At 50.2% G+C, this 22,340-nt stretch carries 11 protein-coding genes; 4 read left to right on the top strand and 7 right to left on the bottom strand.

Annotated features, from left to right (window positions below):
* Positions 1 to 472: 472 nt before the first annotated feature.
* From PG728_RS01550 to PG728_RS01535, 4 genes are all read right to left on the bottom strand, one after another.
* Complete coding sequence (locus PG728_RS01550; protein ID WP_270625342.1) at positions 473 to 1,333, bottom strand: ABC transporter ATP-binding protein; 861 nt, start codon at positions 1,331 to 1,333, stop codon at positions 473 to 475.
* 2 nt (positions 1,334 to 1,335) lie between these two features.
* Positions 1,336 to 3,399, bottom strand: a complete 2,064-nt coding sequence (locus tag PG728_RS01545; protein ID WP_270625361.1) for a dipeptide/oligopeptide/nickel ABC transporter permease/ATP-binding protein — start codon at positions 3,397 to 3,399, stop codon at positions 1,336 to 1,338.
* 8 nt (positions 3,400 to 3,407) lie between these two features.
* Positions 3,408 to 4,400, bottom strand: a complete 993-nt coding sequence (locus tag PG728_RS01540; RefSeq protein WP_072509860.1) for an ABC transporter permease — start codon at positions 4,398 to 4,400, stop codon at positions 3,408 to 3,410.
* Positions 4,401 to 4,520: 120 nt separating this feature from the next.
* Complete coding sequence (locus PG728_RS01535; RefSeq protein ID WP_072509861.1) at positions 4,521 to 6,116, bottom strand: ABC transporter substrate-binding protein; 1,596 nt, start codon at positions 6,114 to 6,116, stop codon at positions 4,521 to 4,523.
* A 290-nt stretch (positions 6,117 to 6,406) separates the two neighbouring features.
* Here PG728_RS01535 and PG728_RS01530 point away from each other — a divergent pair, with 290 nt between their 5' ends.
* Positions 6,407 to 7,177, top strand: a complete 771-nt coding sequence (locus PG728_RS01530) for a FadR/GntR family transcriptional regulator (protein ID WP_270625341.1) — start codon at positions 6,407 to 6,409, stop codon at positions 7,175 to 7,177.
* 54 nt (positions 7,178 to 7,231) lie between these two features.
* Here PG728_RS01530 and PG728_RS01525 read toward each other — a convergent pair whose 3' ends face one another.
* Positions 7,232 to 8,038, bottom strand: coding sequence for an alpha/beta fold hydrolase (locus PG728_RS01525; protein ID WP_270625340.1), 807 nt, complete (start codon positions 8,036 to 8,038; stop codon positions 7,232 to 7,234).
* 472 nt (positions 8,039 to 8,510) lie between these two features.
* Between PG728_RS01525 and PG728_RS01520 the strand changes: the two genes are divergently transcribed.
* The 3 genes from PG728_RS01520 to PG728_RS01510 are packed head-to-tail and all read left to right on the top strand — an operon-like array spanning position 8,511 to position 11,040.
* The gene (locus PG728_RS01520; protein ID WP_270625339.1) at positions 8,511 to 9,428 is read left to right on the top strand and encodes a dihydrodipicolinate synthase family protein; all 918 of its coding nucleotides are present in this window, start codon (positions 8,511 to 8,513) and stop codon (positions 9,426 to 9,428) included.
* Positions 9,425 to 10,363 carry an ROK family protein gene (locus PG728_RS01515; protein WP_270625338.1) on the top strand — a complete coding sequence of 313 codons (939 nt, stop codon included), beginning with the start codon at positions 9,425 to 9,427 and terminating at the stop codon, positions 10,361 to 10,363. The genes PG728_RS01520 and PG728_RS01515 overlap by 4 nt, the downstream gene beginning before the upstream one ends.
* 2 nt (positions 10,364 to 10,365) lie before the next feature.
* On the top strand, positions 10,366 to 11,040 hold the full coding sequence (locus PG728_RS01510; RefSeq protein ID WP_270625337.1) for an N-acetylmannosamine-6-phosphate 2-epimerase: 675 nt from the start codon (positions 10,366 to 10,368) through the stop codon (positions 11,038 to 11,040).
* Positions 11,041 to 11,246: 206 nt separating this feature from the next.
* Here PG728_RS01510 and PG728_RS01505 read toward each other — a convergent pair whose 3' ends face one another.
* Together PG728_RS01505 and PG728_RS01500 are read right to left on the bottom strand one after the other, a co-directional pair.
* A complete protein-coding gene (locus PG728_RS01505; protein ID WP_270625335.1) occupies positions 11,247 to 16,751 on the bottom strand; it encodes an endo-alpha-N-acetylgalactosaminidase family protein in 5,505 nt (1,834 codons plus the stop codon).
* Between the two features lie 49 nt (positions 16,752 to 16,800).
* Entirely contained in the window at positions 16,801 to 22,308 is a 5,508-nt protein-coding gene (locus PG728_RS01500) for an NPCBM/NEW2 domain-containing protein (RefSeq protein ID WP_270625333.1), read from the bottom strand.
* Positions 22,309 to 22,340 lie beyond the last annotated feature (32 nt).

Genomic DNA, 22,340 nt, shown 5'->3' with positions numbered 1-22,340 from the left:
CAAAAAAACACAACTATCGAGAACACAAACAACCAAACCACAAACCAACCAAACTGACCGGTTAGGGTCTGTTGCGAGCAAAAAATAAGCGGTGGGTTTTCATCTCCCACCGGCTTCCGCGCTCGGCAACGAATACAAAGTTACCGTGCGAGCGTTAGCGCGTCAAACCAGAATAAGCAAAAGTAAGGGAAGCCACAAAATTTGCGAACTCTAAACAGCTCTTCATCTAGTCTACCTGCGAAAATACCCCGAATATCGGGGTATTATCCCCATCTAACAACTGTCGAATCCCTAAACCACACCAGTTAATCCCAAACCGAAAGCGACTACCCCACTTTCGTCCCAATCAGCTGCGCTTAAAACCAGGCGGGCAAAGAAATAACTGGGGGGCGGGTATCTTTAATACCCGCCCCCCAGTTGATTATTTATTAACTCGCTAATAAACGCTTCAGCAATGCTTACTTATCGATTACTATGCATATTCGGTTAAACAAGCAGGATGCAATAGCGAGGGAGCAGCTCCCAGCAATTTCTCGGTGTAAGGATCTTTGGGGGAATTCAGGATTTGTTCAGCAGTTCCTTGCTCAACCACCTTTCCCGCGTTCATCACCGCAATACGGTCAGATATGTAACGCACCGTCTGAATATCATGCGAAATAAACACCATCGCCAGACCGAGTTCCTCACGTAAATCAGATAGTAGATTCAAAATTTGAGCACGCACCGATACATCCAGAGCAGAGGTAGGTTCATCAGCAATAATCGCTTTCGGGTTAAGAGATAGGGCACGAGCGATTGCCACCCGCTGCCGCTGCCCACCGGAAAGCTGACCAGGCAGCGCCCCCAGAGCAGATAACGGTAGCCCCACCAGTCCTAGCAGCTCTCTTACCCTTTTTTGACGTGAAGACTCATTACCGATTTTATGAACCCGTAAAGGATCCGCCAGTTGGTCTTGCACTGTCATGCGCGGATTTAAGGCAGTCGCTGGGTCTTGGAAAACTACCGATACTACCTGTCCGATGAGCCGGCGATCCTTAGCGGAACGTTTGGTCACGTCCTTGCCCATAAATAGCACTTGGCCTTTACTGGCTACTTGCAGACCGCACATCACGTTGGCGGTGGTAGATTTACCGCAACCCGATTCCCCCACAATGCCCAACACTTTGCCGGGCATAATCTTCATATCCACGCCTCGTACTGCCTGTACATGGTTTGGTTTGAAGATTGAACCGGTGCGGGCTTTGAAAATCACTTCAACCTTACGCAGTTCAATAATGGGAACATCCGGGTCTACCGGTTCGCTGTTAGGCAAAACCATTTTATCGTCTACCATGATTATTCCTCCTTTCCGCTGGCGCTATAACGAGGAGCACGCTTATACACGCCCTCTTTATCAGGTAGTGCCGCATACACGTGTTCTGGACCAACCAGTTCTAGCTCGAGTGGAATATCGGTTCCATAATCTGGATGGGACGAACGCGGGGCGAAACGGTCACCGACTGGGAAATCTTTAGGACTAGGTACTGTGCCAGGAACCTGATGTAAACGTCCGGAACCAGATTCGATTGACAGTACCGCCCCTAGCAAACCGCGAGTGTACTCGTGAACCGGGTGTTCCAGTAGCTCGCTGGTCGGCGATTGTTCTACTACCTGTCCGGCGTACATTACGGTTATCTTGTGAGCCACCTCGGCAACTAGGGCGAGGTCGTGGCTAACGAACACCATGGCGAATCCCAGTTTTTCCCGTAACTCGTTTAGCAGAGCGATAACTTGCTTTTGGACGGTAACATCCAGAGCGGTAGTCGGCTCATCGGCAATCACCAGCTTCGGATCGCGGGTAAGAGCCATGGCGATGAGGACGCGCTGCCGCTGCCCTCCGGAAAGCTCATGCGGGTAGGATTCCAAGGTTCGCTTGGGATCTAAGCCCACCAATTCTAGAAGTTCCTCGGCGCTGCGAGTTCCTCCCCTGGAGGTTAGTTGCTTCATCTGAGCCTTAATCAACATGGCAGGATTCAGGGAGCTGAGCGCGTCCTGGTAAATCATTGCCATTTCGTTTCCTAACAGCCCTTGCCGTTGCTTGGGAGACATTTTCAAGAGGTCTTGACCTTGATAGAGAATCTCTCCTTCGAGCTGGGCACGCGGATCAATCAAGCCCATAATGGTTAGCGCAGTGATTGATTTACCGCAGCCTGATTCCCCAACCAGCCCCATGGTTTCTCCGGGGCGAACTGTGAAGCTTACCCGATCCACTACGTTTACGTCACCGTGACGCGGGAATTTGATGGATAGGTTCTTTACTTCCAGTAATGGGGTTTGACCGGCAAACGGTGAATCATCAAAGCGATCATCGCGTTGGCTTTCCACCAGTTTGAGGGAGTCTAGACGTTCTTGTAAGGAGTCTTTTTGAGTCGCGTAGGCGCGACGAGGATCCAATAGCAGAGCATCGGCTTCCCGATCGGCGGTATTTTGTTCGACCTTTGCGGGAGCGGAAGCCGGCGCCGCTACCATGGCGTCGGTAATCCCCTCAGACAAGATGTTTAGACACAGTACCGTGATCATAATTAGCAAACCGGGGAATAGGGCGGTCCACCAGGCTCCATAAATAATAGAACCGTTGGCAGACGCATCAGAAAGTACGTTACCCCAGGTAGGAACCATTGTTGATTGGAGACCGGAGCCAATAAAGGTAAGGGAGGCTTCCAGAATAATCGCATCTGCTACCAGTACGGTGGCAAATACCAGTACTGGAGCAGCCGTGTTACGGATTACGTGTTTTACCAGAATCCAGGGGGCACGCGCACCCGAAACAATAACTGCTCTAACGTAGTCTTCACCGTAGGCTGCCATCACATTTGCTCGTACAATCCGCGCTAGCTGCGGGGTGTAGACGAATGAGATAGCCACGATAATCACGGCAACTAGCCCGACTCGATTACCATCTTTGAAGATACCGGAGAATACCAACACCATTACTGCTGCCATAGCAATGCCCGGAACCGCCATAATGATGTCCATTATCCGCATAATCACTTCTGAAAGGCTGCGACGTACTACCGCCGCAATCGAGCCAATAATTGCCCCAAAGAACAGGGCAATAAATGCGGAACACAATCCGATGACTATCGAGAAACGCCCGCCCATCAGCAAACGCGATAACACGTCGCGACCGGCATAATCGGTTCCGAATAGGTGCGATCCGCTGGGATGAGCCAAGATGGCATCGGTGAATACCCTATCGGGAGAGTATGGGGTAATAAATTTGGCAAAAATGGAAATCAGTACCACGCTAATCAGTACACACACGGAAATGCGCGCACCGATACTCATGCTTTTCCAACGGTTAAAGCGTACTTTTTTACCGCTTTCAACTGCGGAAACAATTTTCTTGGTTTGACTCATCATGATTATCACACAGACCTAATTCGGGGGTTTATTAACAGGTAGAGCATATCGACGACGATATTAACCACAATGAAAGCTAAGGCAACCACCAAAGCAGCAGCTTGAACGACTTCTACTTGGCTTTGCTGTACTCCTTGCACCAGGACTTTACCCATTCCTTGCAGACCGAAAATAATTTCGATAACCACTGCCCCTCCCATAAGGTATCCGACTCGTAAACCGAGGACGGTTACCGGAGTAATCAGCGCGTTACGTAGCACGTTACGAGCGATTACTACCGGGCGAGGAATGCCCGCCCCCAAAGCGGTGCGAACGTAATCGCGGTCGAGTTCTTCTACTACTGAAGTACGAACCACCCTAGTCATTTGCCCAATAACCGGAGTTGCCAGCGCCAGGGCGGGAAGTATCATTCGAGTTACCCAGCCGCCAAAGTCTTCAGTGATTCCCGGTAACCCTCCGGCTACCAGTTCACCATGACCGAGGGAAAGACCTAGTAGCACTAACAAGGCAGCTAACCAGAAGCTGGGGGTACCGATAAATACCACTGATAGGACACGAAAAACCTGATCAGGCCAGCGGTCACGATAAAGCGCCGCGATTACCCCTAAGGGGAAGGAAATCAGTACCGCAATGATTAGCCCAAAGAAAGTGAGCTGTAGGGTTACCGGAAGCGCAGGGGCAATTAAATCTACTACTTTATGACCAGTCCCTACCCCATAAATACCAAAGTCACCTTGACATAAACCAACTAGATAATTGAAGTAGCGAACCACTGCGGGAATCGGTTTCCCAGTCTCGCTACCATCATCGGTTACATATCCGTGGGCGATATTAAAGGCTTTTACTTGAGCGGGATCGGCGGCGTTATCGCCGAGCGCTGTCCAGGCGGGGTCAATAGGCGATAGCTCCATTACGAAAAACACCAACATGGTGACCCCGATTGCCATGATTGGCAAAGCGATAAGTCGCCTACCTATGAGTCTCAATAAGTTGTTCACTAATCTCTCCTTTTAGCCAAGTATTAGCTTCCGCAAAAGTTAATGGGCGGGGCGGAAACTGGAGCTTCCGCCCCGCCCATTAGTTGGAGCCTCACTTAGCAGCAAGTAATCATTTGATAACTACTTGCTTACCTTGGTGCCGATTAGTTGCAGACCGGTCACGCCAATCGGAGTGAGGTTAGATACTTTAGCGGGATTGTAGGCGGTGTAGAGAGTGTGGAAGGCTAGCGGATAGAGTGCTGCCTGATCAGCAATCATATCTTGCACTTCACCCCATTTAGCTTTAGCCTCATCTCCGGTAGCTTTATCGGCTTTATCCATTAAATCAACCAGAGCTTTAGCTCCCGCAGGGTCAGATTCGGTTAGACGGAAACGGTCTTTCATCCACAGTTCGGAGAAGAACCAGCCCTTAATCAGCACTCCCGGATCGGCGCCGTAAACGGAGGCATCACCGGGGGCAACCACGACATCAAACTTGCCTTGGGCAACGTTGTTGTTCCATAAATCCGCGGAAGCAACATTGTTGAGATTAACTTTTAGACCTAGAGCCTCAAAGTTCTGCTTGATTTGCGGTCCCATAGCAGCAATCCAAGTATCGGTAGTAGTGAGCACGCTAATTTCGGTACCGGCAGCCACTCCGGCATCCGCCAGTAGCTTCTTCGCCTTGGCTACATCAAAGGAGAACTGGGTAGCAGCTTTCTTGTATTGATCGTTGTAGTCAGGCAGGAAAGAGGTAGGCTCTTTACCCGCGCCATTAAGAGCAGTCTTAATCATAGTTTGGGTATCAATAGCGGTCAGTAGTGCCTGACGAACCCGCTTGTCTTTGAAAGGAGCTTTGGTGGTGTTAAAGGTCATCATGGCGATACCGTAAGCGGTAGCATCTTTAACTTCCCATCCGGCAGCCTTAACCTTTTCAATACCGGCCGGATCTAGCGCTTCAACTACGTCAGTTTGTCCGGCTACCGCGGCGGTTAAACGAGCGGTTGCGTCCCGGGAGTTGTCGTAGTGAATTTTGCTTACGGTTGCCGGGTTAGCCCCGTTGTAGTGCTCATTTACAGACAAATCCTGAGTGGTGTCAGTAATAGTGTCGTATTTGTAAGGTCCAGATCCCACTGGCATCTTGGTCAATTCATCAAAGGTGGCTTTGCTGGGAACGACTTTAATTAACGCTAAGCGCTCTTTCAGGTTGTCAATAGCGTGGGTCAGTTTGATGGTAACTGTGCTGTCGTCTTTAGCTTCGATACCGGAAATAGCAGTCAGGAACGCAGCATAGGAACTGGGTTGTACTGCACCAGTTGAATCCTTGTCCCCATCAACGATTCGTTTATAGGAACTGACCACATCTTTAGAGCTAACTGCATCTCCAGTAGAGAACTTGGCTCCATCACGCAGTTTAACTTCATAGGTGGTGTCGTTTACCTTGGTAGGTTCATCTTCAGCAGCCAGTGCCTTGTGAGCCTTGAACTTTGAGAAATCAAACTCGTACAACCCTTCAACTACCTGTAGGTTAGCGCCCACCGCCAGAGCTGATGACGTGTTCGAGGGATTCCAGTTAGTGGTGTCATAAGCGGCAAAAACTTTTAGTTCGCCACTTGCTTTGGTTCCGGTAGATCCTCCTGCTTTCTTGTCAGCGGATCCTCCTCCACAAGCCGAAAGAGCAAGTGCAGCAGCGGCAAGTACAGCCGATACCTTTGCCCAACGCTTAATAGAACGCATTTTGAGTCCTCTCCTTTGAGAATTTCCATTTGCCGTATGGGAGACGAATGTCAACTTCATACAAATGCCAGCGTAGTAACAAAGAACAAGTTCTGTCAAGCATTTAACAAAAAGGTTACCGATTTGCTGTAGACCTGCAACGAAAGCTAGTTTTTGGCTTATCAACCTTACAAAGCAAAAGAGTGTTGCGTCACTTTACTATGCCCTGTAGCATAGCTGTCATCAGACAACTACCGTTCAATGGGGAATGGTAGTCTACTAGACGAGCGCACTTGCAATAGAGGAAACATATGAAAAATTCAGCTACCCCCGAATCAGTCTCTACAGTGGACGATTACCGGCGCTTACTACACAATAAAAAGGGCTTAGAGATTCCCAGCTCCCGCTCTAAAGGCACCCTGTCTGCAATTGAAAGTTTCATATTACAAGAGCGCCTACAACCCGGCGACCCGCTACCTACCGAGACTGAACTGTGCGAACGCTTAGGGGTTTCCCGCTCTTCCGTACGCGAAGCCTTAAGGCAATTGCAGGCTTTAGATATTATTAGCGTGCGGCAAGGACGCGGAACCTACGTGGGAGAAATGTCTTTGCGTCCTCTGGCGCAAATGATGGTGTTGCGCTCTTCCCTAAAATCTACCAACCTGACTTCCTTAAAAGAAGTCGTGCAAGTTCGCCGTACCCTAGATATTGGTTTAGCCCGAGAAATAGTAATGAAAGTGGCTGGAAAACAGCTAACTCATTTACATCAGCTAGTAGATACTATGGTGGAAAAAGCACATAATGGGCAGGAATTCTTGGTTGAGGACATAGAATTTCACACCCGCCTAGTGTCAGAGTTAAACAACAACCTACTCGAAGAGCTAATGAATGCCCTCTGGCTGGTACATATGTCGGTGGTTCCCGTCTTACCGGCTGCCGGGAAAGAAAATATGGTAGCAACCGCCAAGGCGCATGGGGCGATGCTCAAAGCCGCCGAAGCGGGAGACGCATTGGGATATATGTCCGCGGTAGAAGCCCACTATTCGCCATTAATAGAATCCATTGAGTCTCTACCCGCTTAAGCCAGTTTTCTACTTTCCGCTATGAGGGCGAGCCGCGGCTACCAGCACCCTCCCCTAACTACGGTTTTCTTCCGCATCCGCCCATTTCATCAGGTAAGGATCTATTAAGCGGTTGAATTCTTGAGGTTTGTTGCGCCGCAGAGTATGTTCACAGCCGGGAATAAAAACTGTTTCCACATTCCGATTAGCTAAAGCATCAGTTTGCGCTAACCCGGTTTTCCCCACAATATCTGATTCTTGATCGGACGAAACCACCACCAGAGGAACCGTAATTTCTTGCACCAAGTCTTGCCAGTTTTCCTTAAAACTAACCACCCCGGTTCCTATCAGTCCTGAATCCGCCCGAAGCTTTCCAAAAACCCAGCCAATCATGGTATCCCCCGGCCACCAGGGCCGCCGTTTTCTCCCCCAGTTATAGGCCACCATCGGGTCTTGCCAGGACTCGAGTTGGCTAAGAGCAGTCGGAATATTAGTGACATAGTTTTGACGGTAGGTTTTAGACAGCCACGCCGGATCTTCTACTACCGCCCCTGCCACCAGTTCAGGGTGGCGCGCAGCCAGTTTCGTGACGAGGGCGCCCCCCATAGAATGCCCCACGAAAATAGCTTTTTTACCAAAGGTTTTTTCGATAAATTGCACCGCGTCCACCAGGGCAGAAAAAGAGGCTTCGAAAGGATCTTCTAGCTCTTGGTCGGTAAATCGAGGTGAAAAACCGTGTCCTTTGTGGTCTATTGAAACCACCAGGTAACGGGACTTTAAATGGTCAATATAATCCGCCCAGGAAATCGCGCAATCTTCTACTCCATGAACCAAAATAATTAGAGGACGAGCAGGATTTCCCGCTACCAGATAACTAAGCATTTTTGCTCCCTATTAACGCCTGACACTGCTTAACTTGGCATTTATGATACCTCAGGGAAATAGGTTTGCCTCTCAAGTTACCCGGATTTTTCCGCGAACCTACCGCTTGAATCGAGGACGTACTCATTGCGGGCGAGGGCGCGAATCTCTAAAAATCGAGCCTCGGTTCCTGCCCTCCAACCCCCAGGAGTTGTCAGACAATTTCCGCTCCCTTGACCAACTTATCTACCTCAATAAACAGACAAATACTAAATAAACTAGGTCTTTAAGAAACTTTCCCAAAAACCCTTGCACCGACTAAATCAATAGATTATGCTCTAAGTGTCAGACAACCAATGATGGATTTGAGCTGCGGAAGAACCTACCACCCACAAAGAGGCAACGATGTTTCTACTGTGACTATCTTACTTAAGCATCCTTCCCAGTCGAGTACCCTAAAAACAAATAAATCCACTAAGTAAAAGGAAAAGAAATGACTGATTTCTCCGGTATCGTTCCCCCGGTAGTTACCCCGCTAACCAAGGACGGCAAACTCGATAAAGAATCCTATAAGCGCCACCTAGAACGGATGATTGCAGCCGGAGTAGATGGCTTATTCGTCCTCGGCTCTTCCTCCGAAGTCGCCTTTTTAACCGACGAAATGCGCCGGGACGTCCTGAAAACAGCGGTTGAAATCGTAGATCATCGGGTTCCAGTACTGGGCGGTTGTATTGATACCGAAACTATGCGGGTTATTGAACACGCCAAAGAAGCAAAAGAACTCGGGGTAGATGCGATTGTTGCTACCGCTCCGTTCTATGCTCTTGGGGGGCTAGCGGAAATCGAACGCCACTTCCGCCTGATCCATGAAGCTATCGACCTACCCCTATTCGCTTACGATATTCCCGTATGTGTACACGTTAAACTGCCGGTAGATTTAATTATTCGCCTCGGTAAAGACGGGGTGTTATCCGGCGTAAAAGACTCTTCCGGTGACGATGTTTCTTTCCGTTTCCTCTGCCAGGAGAATCGCGATTGCGGTCACCCCTTAACCCTCCTAACTGGGCACGAAGTCGTGGTTGATGGCGCCTATATGTCCGGGGCTGATGGCTGCGTACCCGGTCTGGGAAATGTAGATCCCGAGGGTTACGTCCGCCAATGGCGTGCCTACCAGAACGGGGATTGGGAAACCGTACGGAAAGAACAAGACTATTTAGCTCGCCTAATGCGTATTACCGCAGTACCGAGCGGTATTCAAGGCTACGGAGCGGGAGTAGGGGGCTTCAAAACTGCCCTGCAACTGCTGGGAGTTTTCAACACCAATCAGGTTACCGAACCGGTTAAAGCCCTCGAAGGGGAAAATGTTGAACGAGTACGCGCCGTACTTGAGCAGGTAGGGCTCTTAAAATGAGCTATATCCTCGTTGCCGACTTGGGCGGCACTAAGATAGCATCCGCGGTAGTTAATACTGCCGAAGGGACAGTGTCGGCGAACTATTCGCGTCCTACCCCCGCCAGTGAGGGTAGCGCGGCAGTAGTAGCCGCCATTATCGAAGCGCTAAGTCGCGCTAAAGATACAGCTGCCGCCGAGGGTATAACCCAAATCCAGGCAATCGGCATTTCTGCTGCGGGCGTGATTGACCCTAAGCGGGGAACGGTTATTTCTGCTACCGATTTGATTAAAGGCTGGGCGGGAACCGAACTAGCAAAACAGGTAAAGGCAGCTTTCAGCACGGAAGTTTACGTCCTCAATGATGTGCACGCCCACGCCCTCGGGGAAGCAACCCTGGGAGCCGGTAAAGACTATTCCTCTATCCTGGCCGCAGCGGTGGGAACCGGCATGGGAGGCGGGCTAGTTATCGATGGTCAAGTCCAGTTTGGCGCGCACTGCGCCGCCGGTCATATCGGGCATCTGCCCCACCCGTTAGCTACCGGTTTAACCTGTTCTTGTGGAGCCAAAGGTCATATCGAAACCGTGGCTTCCGGCAGTGGTCAAGTAGAACTGTATAACCGGGATAAACCGGCTAATCTCCCGCGGGCGCAAAGCGGACGTGAAATCACCGAGCGCGCCCTAAAAGGAGAAGCCTGGGCAAGCCAGGTTATCTATGACTCGGGATATGCCCTAGGACAAACCCTGGCCGGTATCTGCAACTTGGCCGATCCGCAGGCCATTATAGTTTCCGGGTCGGTTACCCATTCCGGTAAGCAATGGTGGCAGGCAGTAACAGCGGGCTTCGGGGCCGATGCTCTCACCCCCGTAAAGAACACTCCCCTAATCAGTGGCACTCTGGGAGGGAATGCCCCCCTAATAGGTGCAGCTATTTGGGCAAATACGAATCTAGGATAATCATGAATCAAATAATCCAGTCCCTTAAAGGGGGATTAATCGTTAGCGTACAAGCCTATGTGGGCGAACCGATGCGGCACAGTGAAACTATGGCTCAGATAGCTTTAGCCGCTGAGCAAGGTGGCGCCGTTGGGATTCGTTGTCAGGGCTTATCGGATATTTCTGCGATTAAAGGACAGGTTGAAATCCCGGTTTTAGGGATTTGGAAAGAGGGGCACGAGGGCGTGTTTATCACTCCTACTTTGCGTCACGCTCGCGCCTGCTCAATGGCAGGAGCCGATATTGTGGCGCTAGATGCTACCCGTCGTCCTCGTCCCGATGGTCTAACTTATGGTGAAACTGTTGCTGCCCTGCATGATGAGGGCATAGTGGTGATGGCCGATTGCGGAAGTATCGAAGATGCTCGGCAAGCAGCTGAAGCAGGAACCGATATTTTATCTACTACGCTAGCGGGATATACGGGAGATAGACCCAAAACTGCCGGACCAGATTTTGAGCTACTAGCCCAAATGACTGCGGAATTCCCAGAGTTTCCGGTGCTATGTGAAGGACGAGTTCACACCCCGCAGCAGGCACGCCAAGTCATGGAGGCGGGAGCCTGGGCGGTAGTAGTCGGCACCGCAATTACCCACCCCACCAGTATTACTAGCTGGTTCAATGCCGCTATCAAGGGTTAGAACCTGTACGTCTGTTTATTTGCAGTTGCGAACGGGGACTTTATAAGACAAGAGAAAAGTTTGGGGGCGCTGGATTAATCCAGCGCCCCCAAACTATTTGCATCTGCGGTTATTAGCTAGTCGCGGCGGCGTGGTTTCTTTTATGCTTCGCATCGATTCCACGCCGCCGCAGCTGCTACTAGGAGAACCGGGTAGACATCTTAACCTTATGACTCTAAACGACGGTTACGAATCCGACTACCCGCAACTATCAGCATTAATGCAATTATGGCAAATGCTCCGCCATAAGTACCGGTGCTAGTTAGATTCCCACCGCGCGAGTTAGCAGTCTTATTTCCTGTCCCCGCGCTATTAGAATTACCCGGTTTAGTGGGGTTATCTGTAGGCGGAGTTACCGGCCTATCGGTACTTCCCGGTTTTCCGGTACCCGGCTTATCTTTATCGGGATTGCCCGGTGCCTCCTCGCATCCCTCAGGAGACATAGCCTGGAAAGTCCATTTGGTTACTGCTCCCGCCACAAAACGATAGCTGCTGGTATCAGAAACCTGGGCGGTAACTGTTATTTGCTTTCCGTAGGCGTATTCGTGCTTACCGGCTGCCACCTCTTTGCCGTCAATCAGGTATTTGACTCCTTTGGTTACGGGAATCTCCACGAATGGTTTCTTCTCGCAGCTGCCCGGATCGGTTGCTACCGGTGCTATTGGAGTAACCTCAATGATTTTACCGGGTGTTTCTTCATTTGCCGCCACGTTAAAGGTTACGTTGCCAGGGATAGTTACTGTTTGACCTGCCTGAACATAACTGGCTTGAATCGGAATCTTCACAGACTTTCCAGCTTCTGAGGCCAAAGGAAGATAGGTTACCTGCCCAGTGACGCTATCAATATAGATATCACCATTAGCTTTAACCGCCTCGCGCGATGGCACCAAGTGCCGCTGGCTGTCCAGATTCGCGAAGCTGAATTTCACGCCTGGTGGCGGGGTAACAGTCTCCGCGTCCTCGTCTACGAAAGTAGGAGCATCCGAGGTGGCAACCGTACCCGGTTTATCCTCTGCTACTACGTCTTTTAAGCTGGGAGGTTGCGCGGCAGGAGTCTCAACCTTACAGGTAACTTTGGCATCTGCCCAGTCGGCGTGATCATTACCTACACCGTTGCCGCCGTCAGTCACCTTTAGAATCAGGGACTTCACCCCGGTAATATCAAGGTCAATTTTATTTGCTCCCCCCGCTTTGGTAACTACCTGCGGGGATTCAAATAAGGTCTTCCCGTCTCCGATAACCATAAACTTCACGGAGCCGTTTGGTTGAGTGTCATCTACCCCGGCGATTGCGTTCAAACGGGTACACTTACCTGCCAAATCAAAGGTAATGCTACTTGGGGCATGGGCACCGATACCTTTGGGATATTCTTTACCTCCCACCTTGATTGGGGTACCGTCGCCTCGTCCTTGTTCTCCATTTTCTTGGTCTCTTTCGACCGGGCCCCAACCGTTCTCTTCATCACTCCAGGGCAAATCAGAGAGATAGTTTACGCCGTCGCGAACCGAGCGGAGAACTTTAACTTTCCTGGCTACGCTTACTTCCCTGGTGGTGCCATCGGAATCAACCTGGTAGGAGACTTTATAGGTCAATACTGCATCGGTAGCCCCTTGGGGAGCCTTAACTTCCCAATTTTGGGCGATATTATCCCCACTGGGGTCGCTCTTCTTCGTGACTTTCCAGCCCTCTGGAGCGCTGAGAGTAGTTTTCAGGTTCGTAATTTTCCCGGGATTACCCGGTTCGAAGAACTCGGTATTGGTTTGTACCGTAAAGGTTTGTCCTTCAGATACGGTCTGGGCTGCTTGGATTGCCGGATCGGCATTACCGGGCAGCACGTCAGCTTTCCCTAGGTCTTCCACCCGGATATTATCTAGGGTCAAATCAGATCCGGGAAGCCCGCCGACTTTATTGATACCAATCCAGTAGTCCCCTACGGTGGAGGTAACAAATTCGGTGGAAAAGATTTGGGTTCCTTTGCCTCCTACTCCTTTACCTTTCGCTTCGGGAATATCTTTAGTTTGCACCGTAGAGCTCTTAATCTGCGAGTCGGCCAGCCAGTCCCGGCCTAAACTAAACTGATATTCACCCGCGTAGGCCTGCTGGTAGGCAAAAGAAACCCGGTATTTATGTCCTGGTTCAAACTTTATTGCAGCTGGGATAGTGCGCAGAATTTGCCCCGCATTTTCTTCATGCGCCAGCAGCGACCATTTCCCGGCGAGCACATTGTCACTTTGTTTACCGTGGGCAACAACTTGACCTTGTTTATTCTTTCCCCACCAACCGGCATCGGAATAGGGAGAATGCCGCTCCGCTAACTGGGTGCGAGCGTCTCCTCCCTGAGTAGCGCCGGTAACGAAAGGCCAATAACCGGTATCTACGTCCTCAAAATCATCAAAGAAGACGGTTTGCGCGGTTTTGTCGTTATCTACCGGAGCGCTATATTTAACTACTCGCAAATCATCGACACGGACTTTTGCGGCTCCTTTTGCTGCTGCCACCTGGAAAGTAACGGGATCACCCTCACTGTGGAAAGTTACCCGTACCCGCTGGAAGTAGGTTTGGAACTTTTCATCTGAAGCCGTCTTGTTAGGCGCAGTAGATTTAGTGATTCTGGTGGTAACTTTCCCATCAATGGTTTTTTGGTTACCGACAGCTTTAACGCCGTTACCGCTGATACTCACGTCTACTTGCCGCTCTTGACCGGGCTGTACCTCTACCCACGCCCACATGGAATAGTCTCCTTTAGGCAATGTAAGGGTTTGGGATAGGGAGGACGCACCCTCGCCTAATAGAGCCTGGAAGTTACCGCGACTACTGGTTTCAATACTAACGTTTCCACTGGTCTCATAGGATTTTAAGGTACCGGAGAAGAACCCGGGATCTTTAATCCCGCTGCCCTGCCCCCAGTTGGGGTCTGCTTGGCTAGGAGCGCTTTGCGGATAGAGGACGTAGGCGGTATTTGCCTTGGCCGAGAGGGAAATACTGCCCCCACTGGCATTCACGGTTCCTTTATCTACCCTTCCGGTAGCAGTGAGCTCATATAAACGGAAGGAGGTAACGTTCTTAAAGTGACCCGGCAGTGTCCAGGTGCTAGTGCCCCCAGCCGGGTTGTAATGGTACAGTTTGTCTCCGGCAGATTTAGCTGCCCCGATTCCATCTTTTTCACCCCAGGGCAACAGGTATTTTCCGCCCGTATATACGGTAGCGCCGTCATAGGTTATTACTCGGTCGGTCCCCAAATCAGTACCGCCGATATTGGCACGCTTAGAGGTAACCTCGGTCCCGTTGGTGAAAGTTGCTTTTTGTCCCAGCTGATAGGTTTTAATGTCTGATTGTTGCAGGAATTTGGTGGGAAGGTTACGTTGCCACACATTATCAATAAACTTGCCATAATCGGTGTGACCAGTCCAGCCTTCAAATTCCACGACATTAGCATTGCCTAGTAGCGGATTTGGATTCCAGGAATCTCGCCAACTGTTTTCCACGAAACGAATTAAGGTCGAGTTCAAACCTTTTTCTTTGTATCCCCCATACTTTTCATCGTTTGCCCAGTGCGACCATAAAGAAGTATCCGGGAATGCCCAAGCCCATTCAGAGCCGATTTCCCAGCCTTGTTTTTGCAGCTCTGCACCTAGACGCTGAGGACGCCATCCTTTGCCGTAAAATACGTCAAAATAAAGCCAATCGAAACGGTCAGCAATCCCGGCTTCAGTCAGTTCATCCCGGAACTTCTGGAAACGCTTAATTACCCGTCCCTGCGCTAGATCCTCGTTATCGTCCATATAGTATGCCTGGTTCATCCAACCCCAAGCCGCCTGGGGAGGCATTTTTATAACACATGATTCATCGGTAACGGTAGCGGGGTTGGTACCATCATTGAAACACTTAGCTTCCGAGTAGGATTCGGTGGCGTTGATATGTACCCCAAAGTCGGCGTTATAGTTTTCCGCCCCTTTAGTCATGGTCACCAAATCGGTGAAACCGCCTGCCCGTTGGTTGTAATGCCCGGCATAGTCTCCTTGGGCAGAGTCATGCCCTTCTGCTTGATACCCTTTAAGCAACACGTGTTGCCCCAGGTTATCGGTCTCTAAACTGATGCGTTTAGTATCGTCTAGAGTGCGCAAGAAGGGATGGGTGGCTTGGGAAACAATATTGAACGGAATCCGGGTAATTACCCGGTTCTTGGTATCGCCGTAACCATTAGGTAGTTTATTTTCCACCATGAGGGCGCGGGTAGCGGTGGCAGAGTCTTGCCAGTCTACCGCGCTGTCACCGTTTACGTCACTTACCACACGTACCTGGGCAAACGGATTGGGATCTTTACCGATTTTCCCGCTGCGGGTATTAGTGCCCCACACTACCCAGGAAGCGGGAGTAAGCGAGCCTAGCATCGTGGTTTTACCCGCGGTAGCCGCCTCTGCTTGGGCGATAGTTGCTACCCAGCGAGTTGCTCCGCGGCCATCTTGCTGACTGGTGGCATAGTCGTCGCTGATTGCATTCGATACCAGCCCGGCAGCCAGTTCACTGTTGCTAAGCGCCGCCATATATCCACTGGCGCGCCCTACCTTTTGCTTAGCGATTTTCCAGGTAGTGTCGGGGTTTTCTGTTCGATTAGTGCCATCACTGGCAACTGTTAGGGATCCATCTTTAGCACCGGCAACGCTGACCAGATTCAGCCCTGGTACCGCCAGGCGATCTACTTGATTCTTGGGATCATCAATCGCGGTTACTTCCCAGCGAAGATTACCTTTAGCCAGGGAAATCTTTACTGTCAAAGTAGCTTCTACGCCGCCCACTTTTAGCTTATAGGTTGCACTATCAGCGGTCTTTGTCGCGGCGGCAACCAGGGAGACGGTTCGCATCTGTTCATTGATGCGTACTTGTTTCAAAGCAGGTCCCACATTTGCCGGAAGGGTTTTGCCCTGCAGGTGATACGCGATAACTTGGGGAAATCCTGCCTGTAAGTCGGCTGATAACGTGCCATCGGTAATGGTGATTTTATCGCCCGGGTTAGGAATTTTAACTTCTGGTTCAGCTGCGGGGGGAGCTGGTGGTTGATATCCGCTGACGGTAGCGGCATTGAACTCTGCCAATGAACCAACGGTTTCGCTGCTTCCGGCTTGACCGCCCCAGGCACTCTTATAAATTACCCCTACACAGCGGGCAGGGACCGGAGCAAAATCTATATTTTTGGCGCTTAAATCCCCATGATTTTCCTCAAACTCACCGGTCGCTAAGGTTTTAGCCGGGGCTAAATCCTTTGCTTTGGTTTTATCGGCGCAGTTGGCATCGGTGTAGCTGACAATCTCATATTCGCGTGCCCTTCCCGAGCCATTGGAACTTTGCCTCGGGGTTAAAGTTACTCGCCCTAAATCTGAGACTTCTGTACCTAAATCAATAATGAACCTATGCGGCATTTCATTATTGCCCGTACCTTGATACCAAACGGTATGCCAGTAGGATTTGGTATCCCCATCTAGCACTTTTTCTAGCGGACCGTTGGCTCCTTCACCACCAGTTTCTACAGAATCAGTCCACACGGCTTTCATCTGCGCTTGCGGTATCGGGGTAAACACCGCTTCCGCGGCCGCAATCGGGGCTGTAGCCAGTCCTCCGAAAGCCAGAGACAGCGCGGCACTAACCGTCAAGATAGTTTTATGTTTTAAGGGCATAGTTTCTTACCTTTTCTTCTTCGAGAACTAACCATCATTATTAACTTAATCAAGCTCGTTTCCTACAAATACGATGCACTACTATTCCAGTTCCGGTAGCTACCAGTGCCAGTAGTCCCACTGTCCCGGCAGCACCCGTAGCCACTAACCCGGCTGCCGATTTTTGCGGCTTAGCTTGAGTTTTCCCAGGACGACCATCCTGAGCCCCTTGGGTTCCACCCGGTTTATCCGTTGGCTTACTGGGCTTGGTCTCCACTTTGAACTGGTGCTCCCACTGGGTGGTAACCCCCGCCTTAAAGCGATAACCACTGGCAGGTTGGGAAGTAATCAATACTTTTCTCGCGGTCTTAACTGGGTAAGTCCCGGGCTTAACTACCTGATTATCAAGCAGGTAAACCACTCCCGGAACCTGCGGAATCGTATAGGTGTTGTCTTTATCGTTAAAGATTGGTGCTTGCGGAGCTACCTGCGGAAGTGGCTGCGGAGCGCTGGCGCTTACCTTAAACTTGGCAGGCACTATCTCACTAGAGGCGTCCTCATAAGTAACTTTAACGTCTACACTTACCGTTCCGCTTTCCTGATTAGCGGGCACCTGCCAAGTTATCACCCCGCTAGCAGCCTCAATGCTCATCCCCGCAGGAACCGCTTCTACCAGCTCGAACTTTTTAGCCTTTTCTTTTCCAGCTGCCGGTTCGAAACTAGGAGCGGCGACGCTAGCGGTTTTACCGGCTTTAGCTTCGGTGTCCTGATAGGAAGGCTGATATTTATCGGCATCCATCTGCTTACAGGTAACCATGGCATCTGCCCAGTCAGCGTGGTCGTTGGCACTAGAATCGCCCGCATCGGCAAATAAGGTTATTTTTTCTTGCCCGCTTATGTCCACTTTCATGGCTTCAGCTTTATCGGCAGCTGTCAATGCTTTACTGGACGCTCTCAGTTCCTGCCCGTCAGCCCCTAATACTCTAAAAGTTACCGAAGATGATTTCCCAGCTTCTTGGGTATCATCTATGCCAACTTTCGCGCTGAATACGGAGCACTGTTTTCCTAAATGCACGCTTATTTTCGAGGACGCGTGGGTTCCGATACCGCCGCGATACTTTTCTCCCTCAATCAAGAGAGGACTGCCCTTTAAAGTGCGGTTTACCCGAATCAGACCGTCATCTGCCCAACCGATACTGCTACCGGGATACCAGTCCAAGTTGGCTACGGGAACAGTTCCGTGAGGAGCGCGCATTTGAGCCGGGGTGTCCTGGTCAGCTTTAGTAATTGTCCAGCGAGTAGCGGTCATATCGCTAGGTAGCTGGATTAAATCCGTTTCCATCGGCCTAGACTTGGTGTTGTCATCCAAATCTCCCACGTTGCCTAAATCAACGTGCTTTTCTTCCCCAGTAGAAATAGCCAAATCCATATTGGTCAGAGCCTGGCGCACAATATACTTGCCGTTTCCGTCGTCAATAATCTGCCATTTCTGGTTATTGCGCTTACTGGAAGAGTTATTCCTCCAGTTACCCGTGTGATACTTCTGGTTAATGTCGGTTACGCACTCGACCAAGGCGGGGCGGGCGCCAACTTCATTAACTACATTCAAATCTGCAGTGGCGTACTGACGCCCGCTGCCATTAAGGGGCTGTTTGCCCACATCCATGCTGAGGCATTTACCACTCTTTACCGACTTCAACTGGTAGTAGTGGTCATAGGTGTGGGTTATCTGCCATTGATCGGATGAATAACTAATTGCGTCTGGTTCGCGATTTTCCGATGCATCTAAGCGTAACCCGGAGCTAGTGAAGGCATACACCCCGTCTTCTAAGGGACGCCGATTAACATTTTCCCAGTTAGGCGCATGTCCTAGCGCCTTTGCAAAGGCTACAAAAGTATCGCCGTCTTTCCAGGGGCGCGAGCCTTGCCAGCCTAGCTGGGACACTAAGCGGAAAGCCTCAAAGGTTTCCATCTCTACTTCATTTTCGGTTTGATATATGGAAGTATCTGGCCATATCGAGAGCTTAATCCCCAGGTTTCCCGGATTATCATCAGCTACTTTTCCGCTCTTAAAAGTACCGGCAGTGAACCCTTTGTCATTGTAGATAGCGGCCGTGCCACTGTTTTGAATCCGCCAGCCCCTTTCTCGGGAGAAATAGAGATCGTAATTGGTGTTATTGACTTTATGTCCTTTATCAATCAGGGTTTGTGGACTGAGACCCCCCTGCCACATATCGATCACGATATCTTTATCCAGGGAATCAATATTTTCTTGTTTTAATCCGTCATTCCAAACCCGCAAAGTCTTACCCTTAGATTTCACGTACTTATTAATATCGTTAATGAAATCTACGAACAGTTTGGGACCGTTTACTCCATTAGGTCCAAATACCGGGTAATTCTTGTAAGCGGAACGGTACATATATTCGTCCCCTGCCATATGCCAATACTTGGAGGGGAATACCTCCAGGTAATCTTCAATTTGGCGCTTATAAAAAGCGACGGCTTCGGGGTTAGTGATATCTAGACGGTCATTATCCAAAGTGCCATCGGTTTTCTTAAGTTGATACTGAGGCAGGTTATGAATCTTGGGATCCATATGTCCGGGGGCTCCCATTTGGGGAACTACTTCAATCCCCAATTTATCGGCGTAAGCAACAATCCCTTTTAACTCTTCCTTAGTGTAATAAGAATAGTTATTGGTAACCGGTTCTTTCGCTGACTCCATCTTGGCAGTTAAAATTACCTGATTCATCTTCAGGTCAGCCATATCGGTGAGCATCCGGTGAATATAATCTGGTTGATTCTTAATCCGGCAGGCGCATAGAGTGACAGCACGTTCACGCTGCTGAGGTTGGTCAAAGGCGCTGCCATAGGGCAGGGTTAGCTGCTGCCGCAGCATTTGCGACAGAGTGCGCGTACCCCAAAATGCTCCCCGTTTTTGCGCGGCAGTAATATTTACCCCTTGGGCATCAATCTGCAGGCTATACCCCTCCTCTGCTAGTTTGTTTTGCTGCGCAGTATCTAGGGTGATGACCACATCGTGGGCTTTCGGAGTTGCTCCCCCGGCGGCTTGTGCCCGCACAGTTTGCGCCTGCCCCGCCGCTTTCAGGTAGGCGTTTAGCTCTTGCACCACAATCTGGGCTTGAGCTTCAAAACCGGCCGGATAGTAAACTACCGTGTCCGGGCTTAGTTTGAACACATCATTTGCATTGGTATTGGTCTTCCAAGAATCCAAAGAGGGAATCGTTTGGGGAAGTTTAGTAGCAATCGGATTATCAGAGGGAAGCGGGATTTCTTTCCCGCTATAGGTGAACTCTTGGAGTACTTTATTCCCATCAGTTACTTTAACTTTGAACTTGGGAGTAAAGCTGCCGCGAATAATATCTTCTTTGGTAATTACATAGTCACTGGCGGTACAAGAGAAGGTACTTCCCTTATCCAGCTTTCCGTCCTCGTTATGGCAAGCTAGCGTAAAGTTTTCCCCGTTCAGCTGGACATCTACCGGGATTTGTCCCACATTTTGTACTTGCGGGGTAAATACCAGTTTATCGCCCACGTCATATTTGTCTTTAGTTCCCGCTACTGCCAAATCTGTTACCTGGACATGACTGGCAAAGATAGGAATTTTACTTCCCTTAACCGGATCTAACTGGGTAGCAGCGCCAGAATAACCAGGATTTTGATATTTGAAAGTAATGGAGGGAGTAAAGAATCCGGCGTCAAGATCTTCCTGGGTAACCGTGTGGGTGCGATTTGCGCACGGCAAGGTAGCTCCCGCCGAAATCCTTGTCCACTTACAGCCTGCCCATCCGGTATCCAGGTTGGAGGCAGTGGCAGTGAAGGACTTATCTTGAGCAAGCAGGTTCGTTACATTAACATTGAAAATCACTTTGTCGCCCACTGCCCAAGTCCCATCGGCTTTGGGATTGGTAAGCTCAAAATCAACGCCAACCGAACCGGTAGGGTCAGTATTTATATTGGGGTTGGTAACCTTAATTTCCACGTCCCCGCGCAGCTTAACATTGCCGTATTCCAGACTAGAGTCTAGATAATAGGTTTTTTGAGCCGCGTTAGCCGGAATGCTAACCCGTAAAGTTACAGTTTCGGAGGTTCCGGGATGAAGTTCTTGCGCCAAGACGCTTTCTTCCATTTTCCACCCGCTTGGCAACGCCAGTTTTACCGCGGTAGCTAGGGGAACGACCGCTTTCGCGTCATCATTGCTAACCTTAACGGGAATCTCGACAGTTTTACCCGCTTCCGCTGCTACTTTTGCATCAGCTAGAGAAATCTTTACTGGGTTGAGCCAATTGGTGTCAAAAGTGCCAAAATGAATAGTTTCAAAGTAATTACCACCAATCTGGTGATCTTCTTCGAAAGCTACCCCGTATTTACCGCTTTGAGTATCAATCGCGACTAGATCAGAGTAAGCAGCCTTGTCATTCCAATAGAGTTTACGAATCGGCCAGGTTTTACCGTCATCATAGGAATAGCTCACTGCAAGAGTTTTACCGCTATCAGCCATACCGGAATACAAAAGCTCTTTAGATTTGGGGTCTGAGGAGGGAGCATCCGGATACCTACGGATAATCGAGGCATTGCGCCCCGGGGACTTGGAATCAACTAGCGACCGTTCTATTTGCAGATCAGTCCAGGTTTCCCCGCCATCGGTGCTCTTGGCGATATAGCGGTAGCCTGCTTTGTTACTCATCCGGGAGTTCAATAGGAGCGTGCCATCGGACAGTTCCACCAATTTGTTTTCGTTCATATCTGTGCCGATGGTAGAACCGCGTTTCCAGGTGTTACCGTGGTCATCGGAATACACCGAGTAGGCTGCCCAAGTACCGGGTTTACCGGCAATAAACTGGGTGATTAGGCGTCCATTTTTTGCCGCATTAGCACCCCTTTGATGCTGCAGCTGGATACCGTGTCCAGAAGCCGCGAACCCACAGGGATATCCGGGCTGTTTAACCGCGGCAGTAAGTCCCCGCGTTTCATCGGGAGCATTTCCGTAACGCTCCGTCCAGCTGTTTCCATTATCGGTAGAAACTGACAGGCTCACCCCTTGTACTTTGCGGTTGCTAAACTCGTCAGTTTCTTCGGTTCCTTTAGGGTCGCACCCTACGTCATAGGAATGCACATGGAAGTTAAATAGGTGCCCAGTTTGTTTATCGTAAATGTAGGCCGGGTCCGAGAATCCCTCTTTCTCAGGATCCCCCATAGTAGTGCCCTTTCCTTGGGCAATAACGGTTTGCGGCTGCCAGGTCGCTCCCCCGTCAGTAGAGCGTTTTTGCATTATCGAGTTGGGCGCCGGGGCATCGCCATTTGCGGGGCGGGCATCATAGGCGGTTAATAAGTCACCATTATTCAGTTTGATTACTGCGGGAATCCGATAGTTAGTAACACCATTGTCCCCGTATTTAACTACGGTGTTATAGCTAAACTGACCAGTAGCGGCCTCGGCAGGAAGCGCAGTTGCCAGCGGCATAAGCGTCATTGAAGTCAAAGCCACCGAAAAACCGGCTGCTAGAGCCTTAAAACGCCCTTTGGTCACCGATAACACCATTTCAAACCTCATTGTCTTAGATGCTCACTTTCCGTGGAGTTTAC

Source organism: Varibaculum timonense (assembly GCF_027694345.1).
GTDB classification, from domain to species: Bacteria; Actinomycetota; Actinomycetes; order Actinomycetales; family Actinomycetaceae; genus Varibaculum; species Varibaculum timonense_A.
This window is presented reverse-complemented; position numbering and strand designations above follow the sequence as displayed.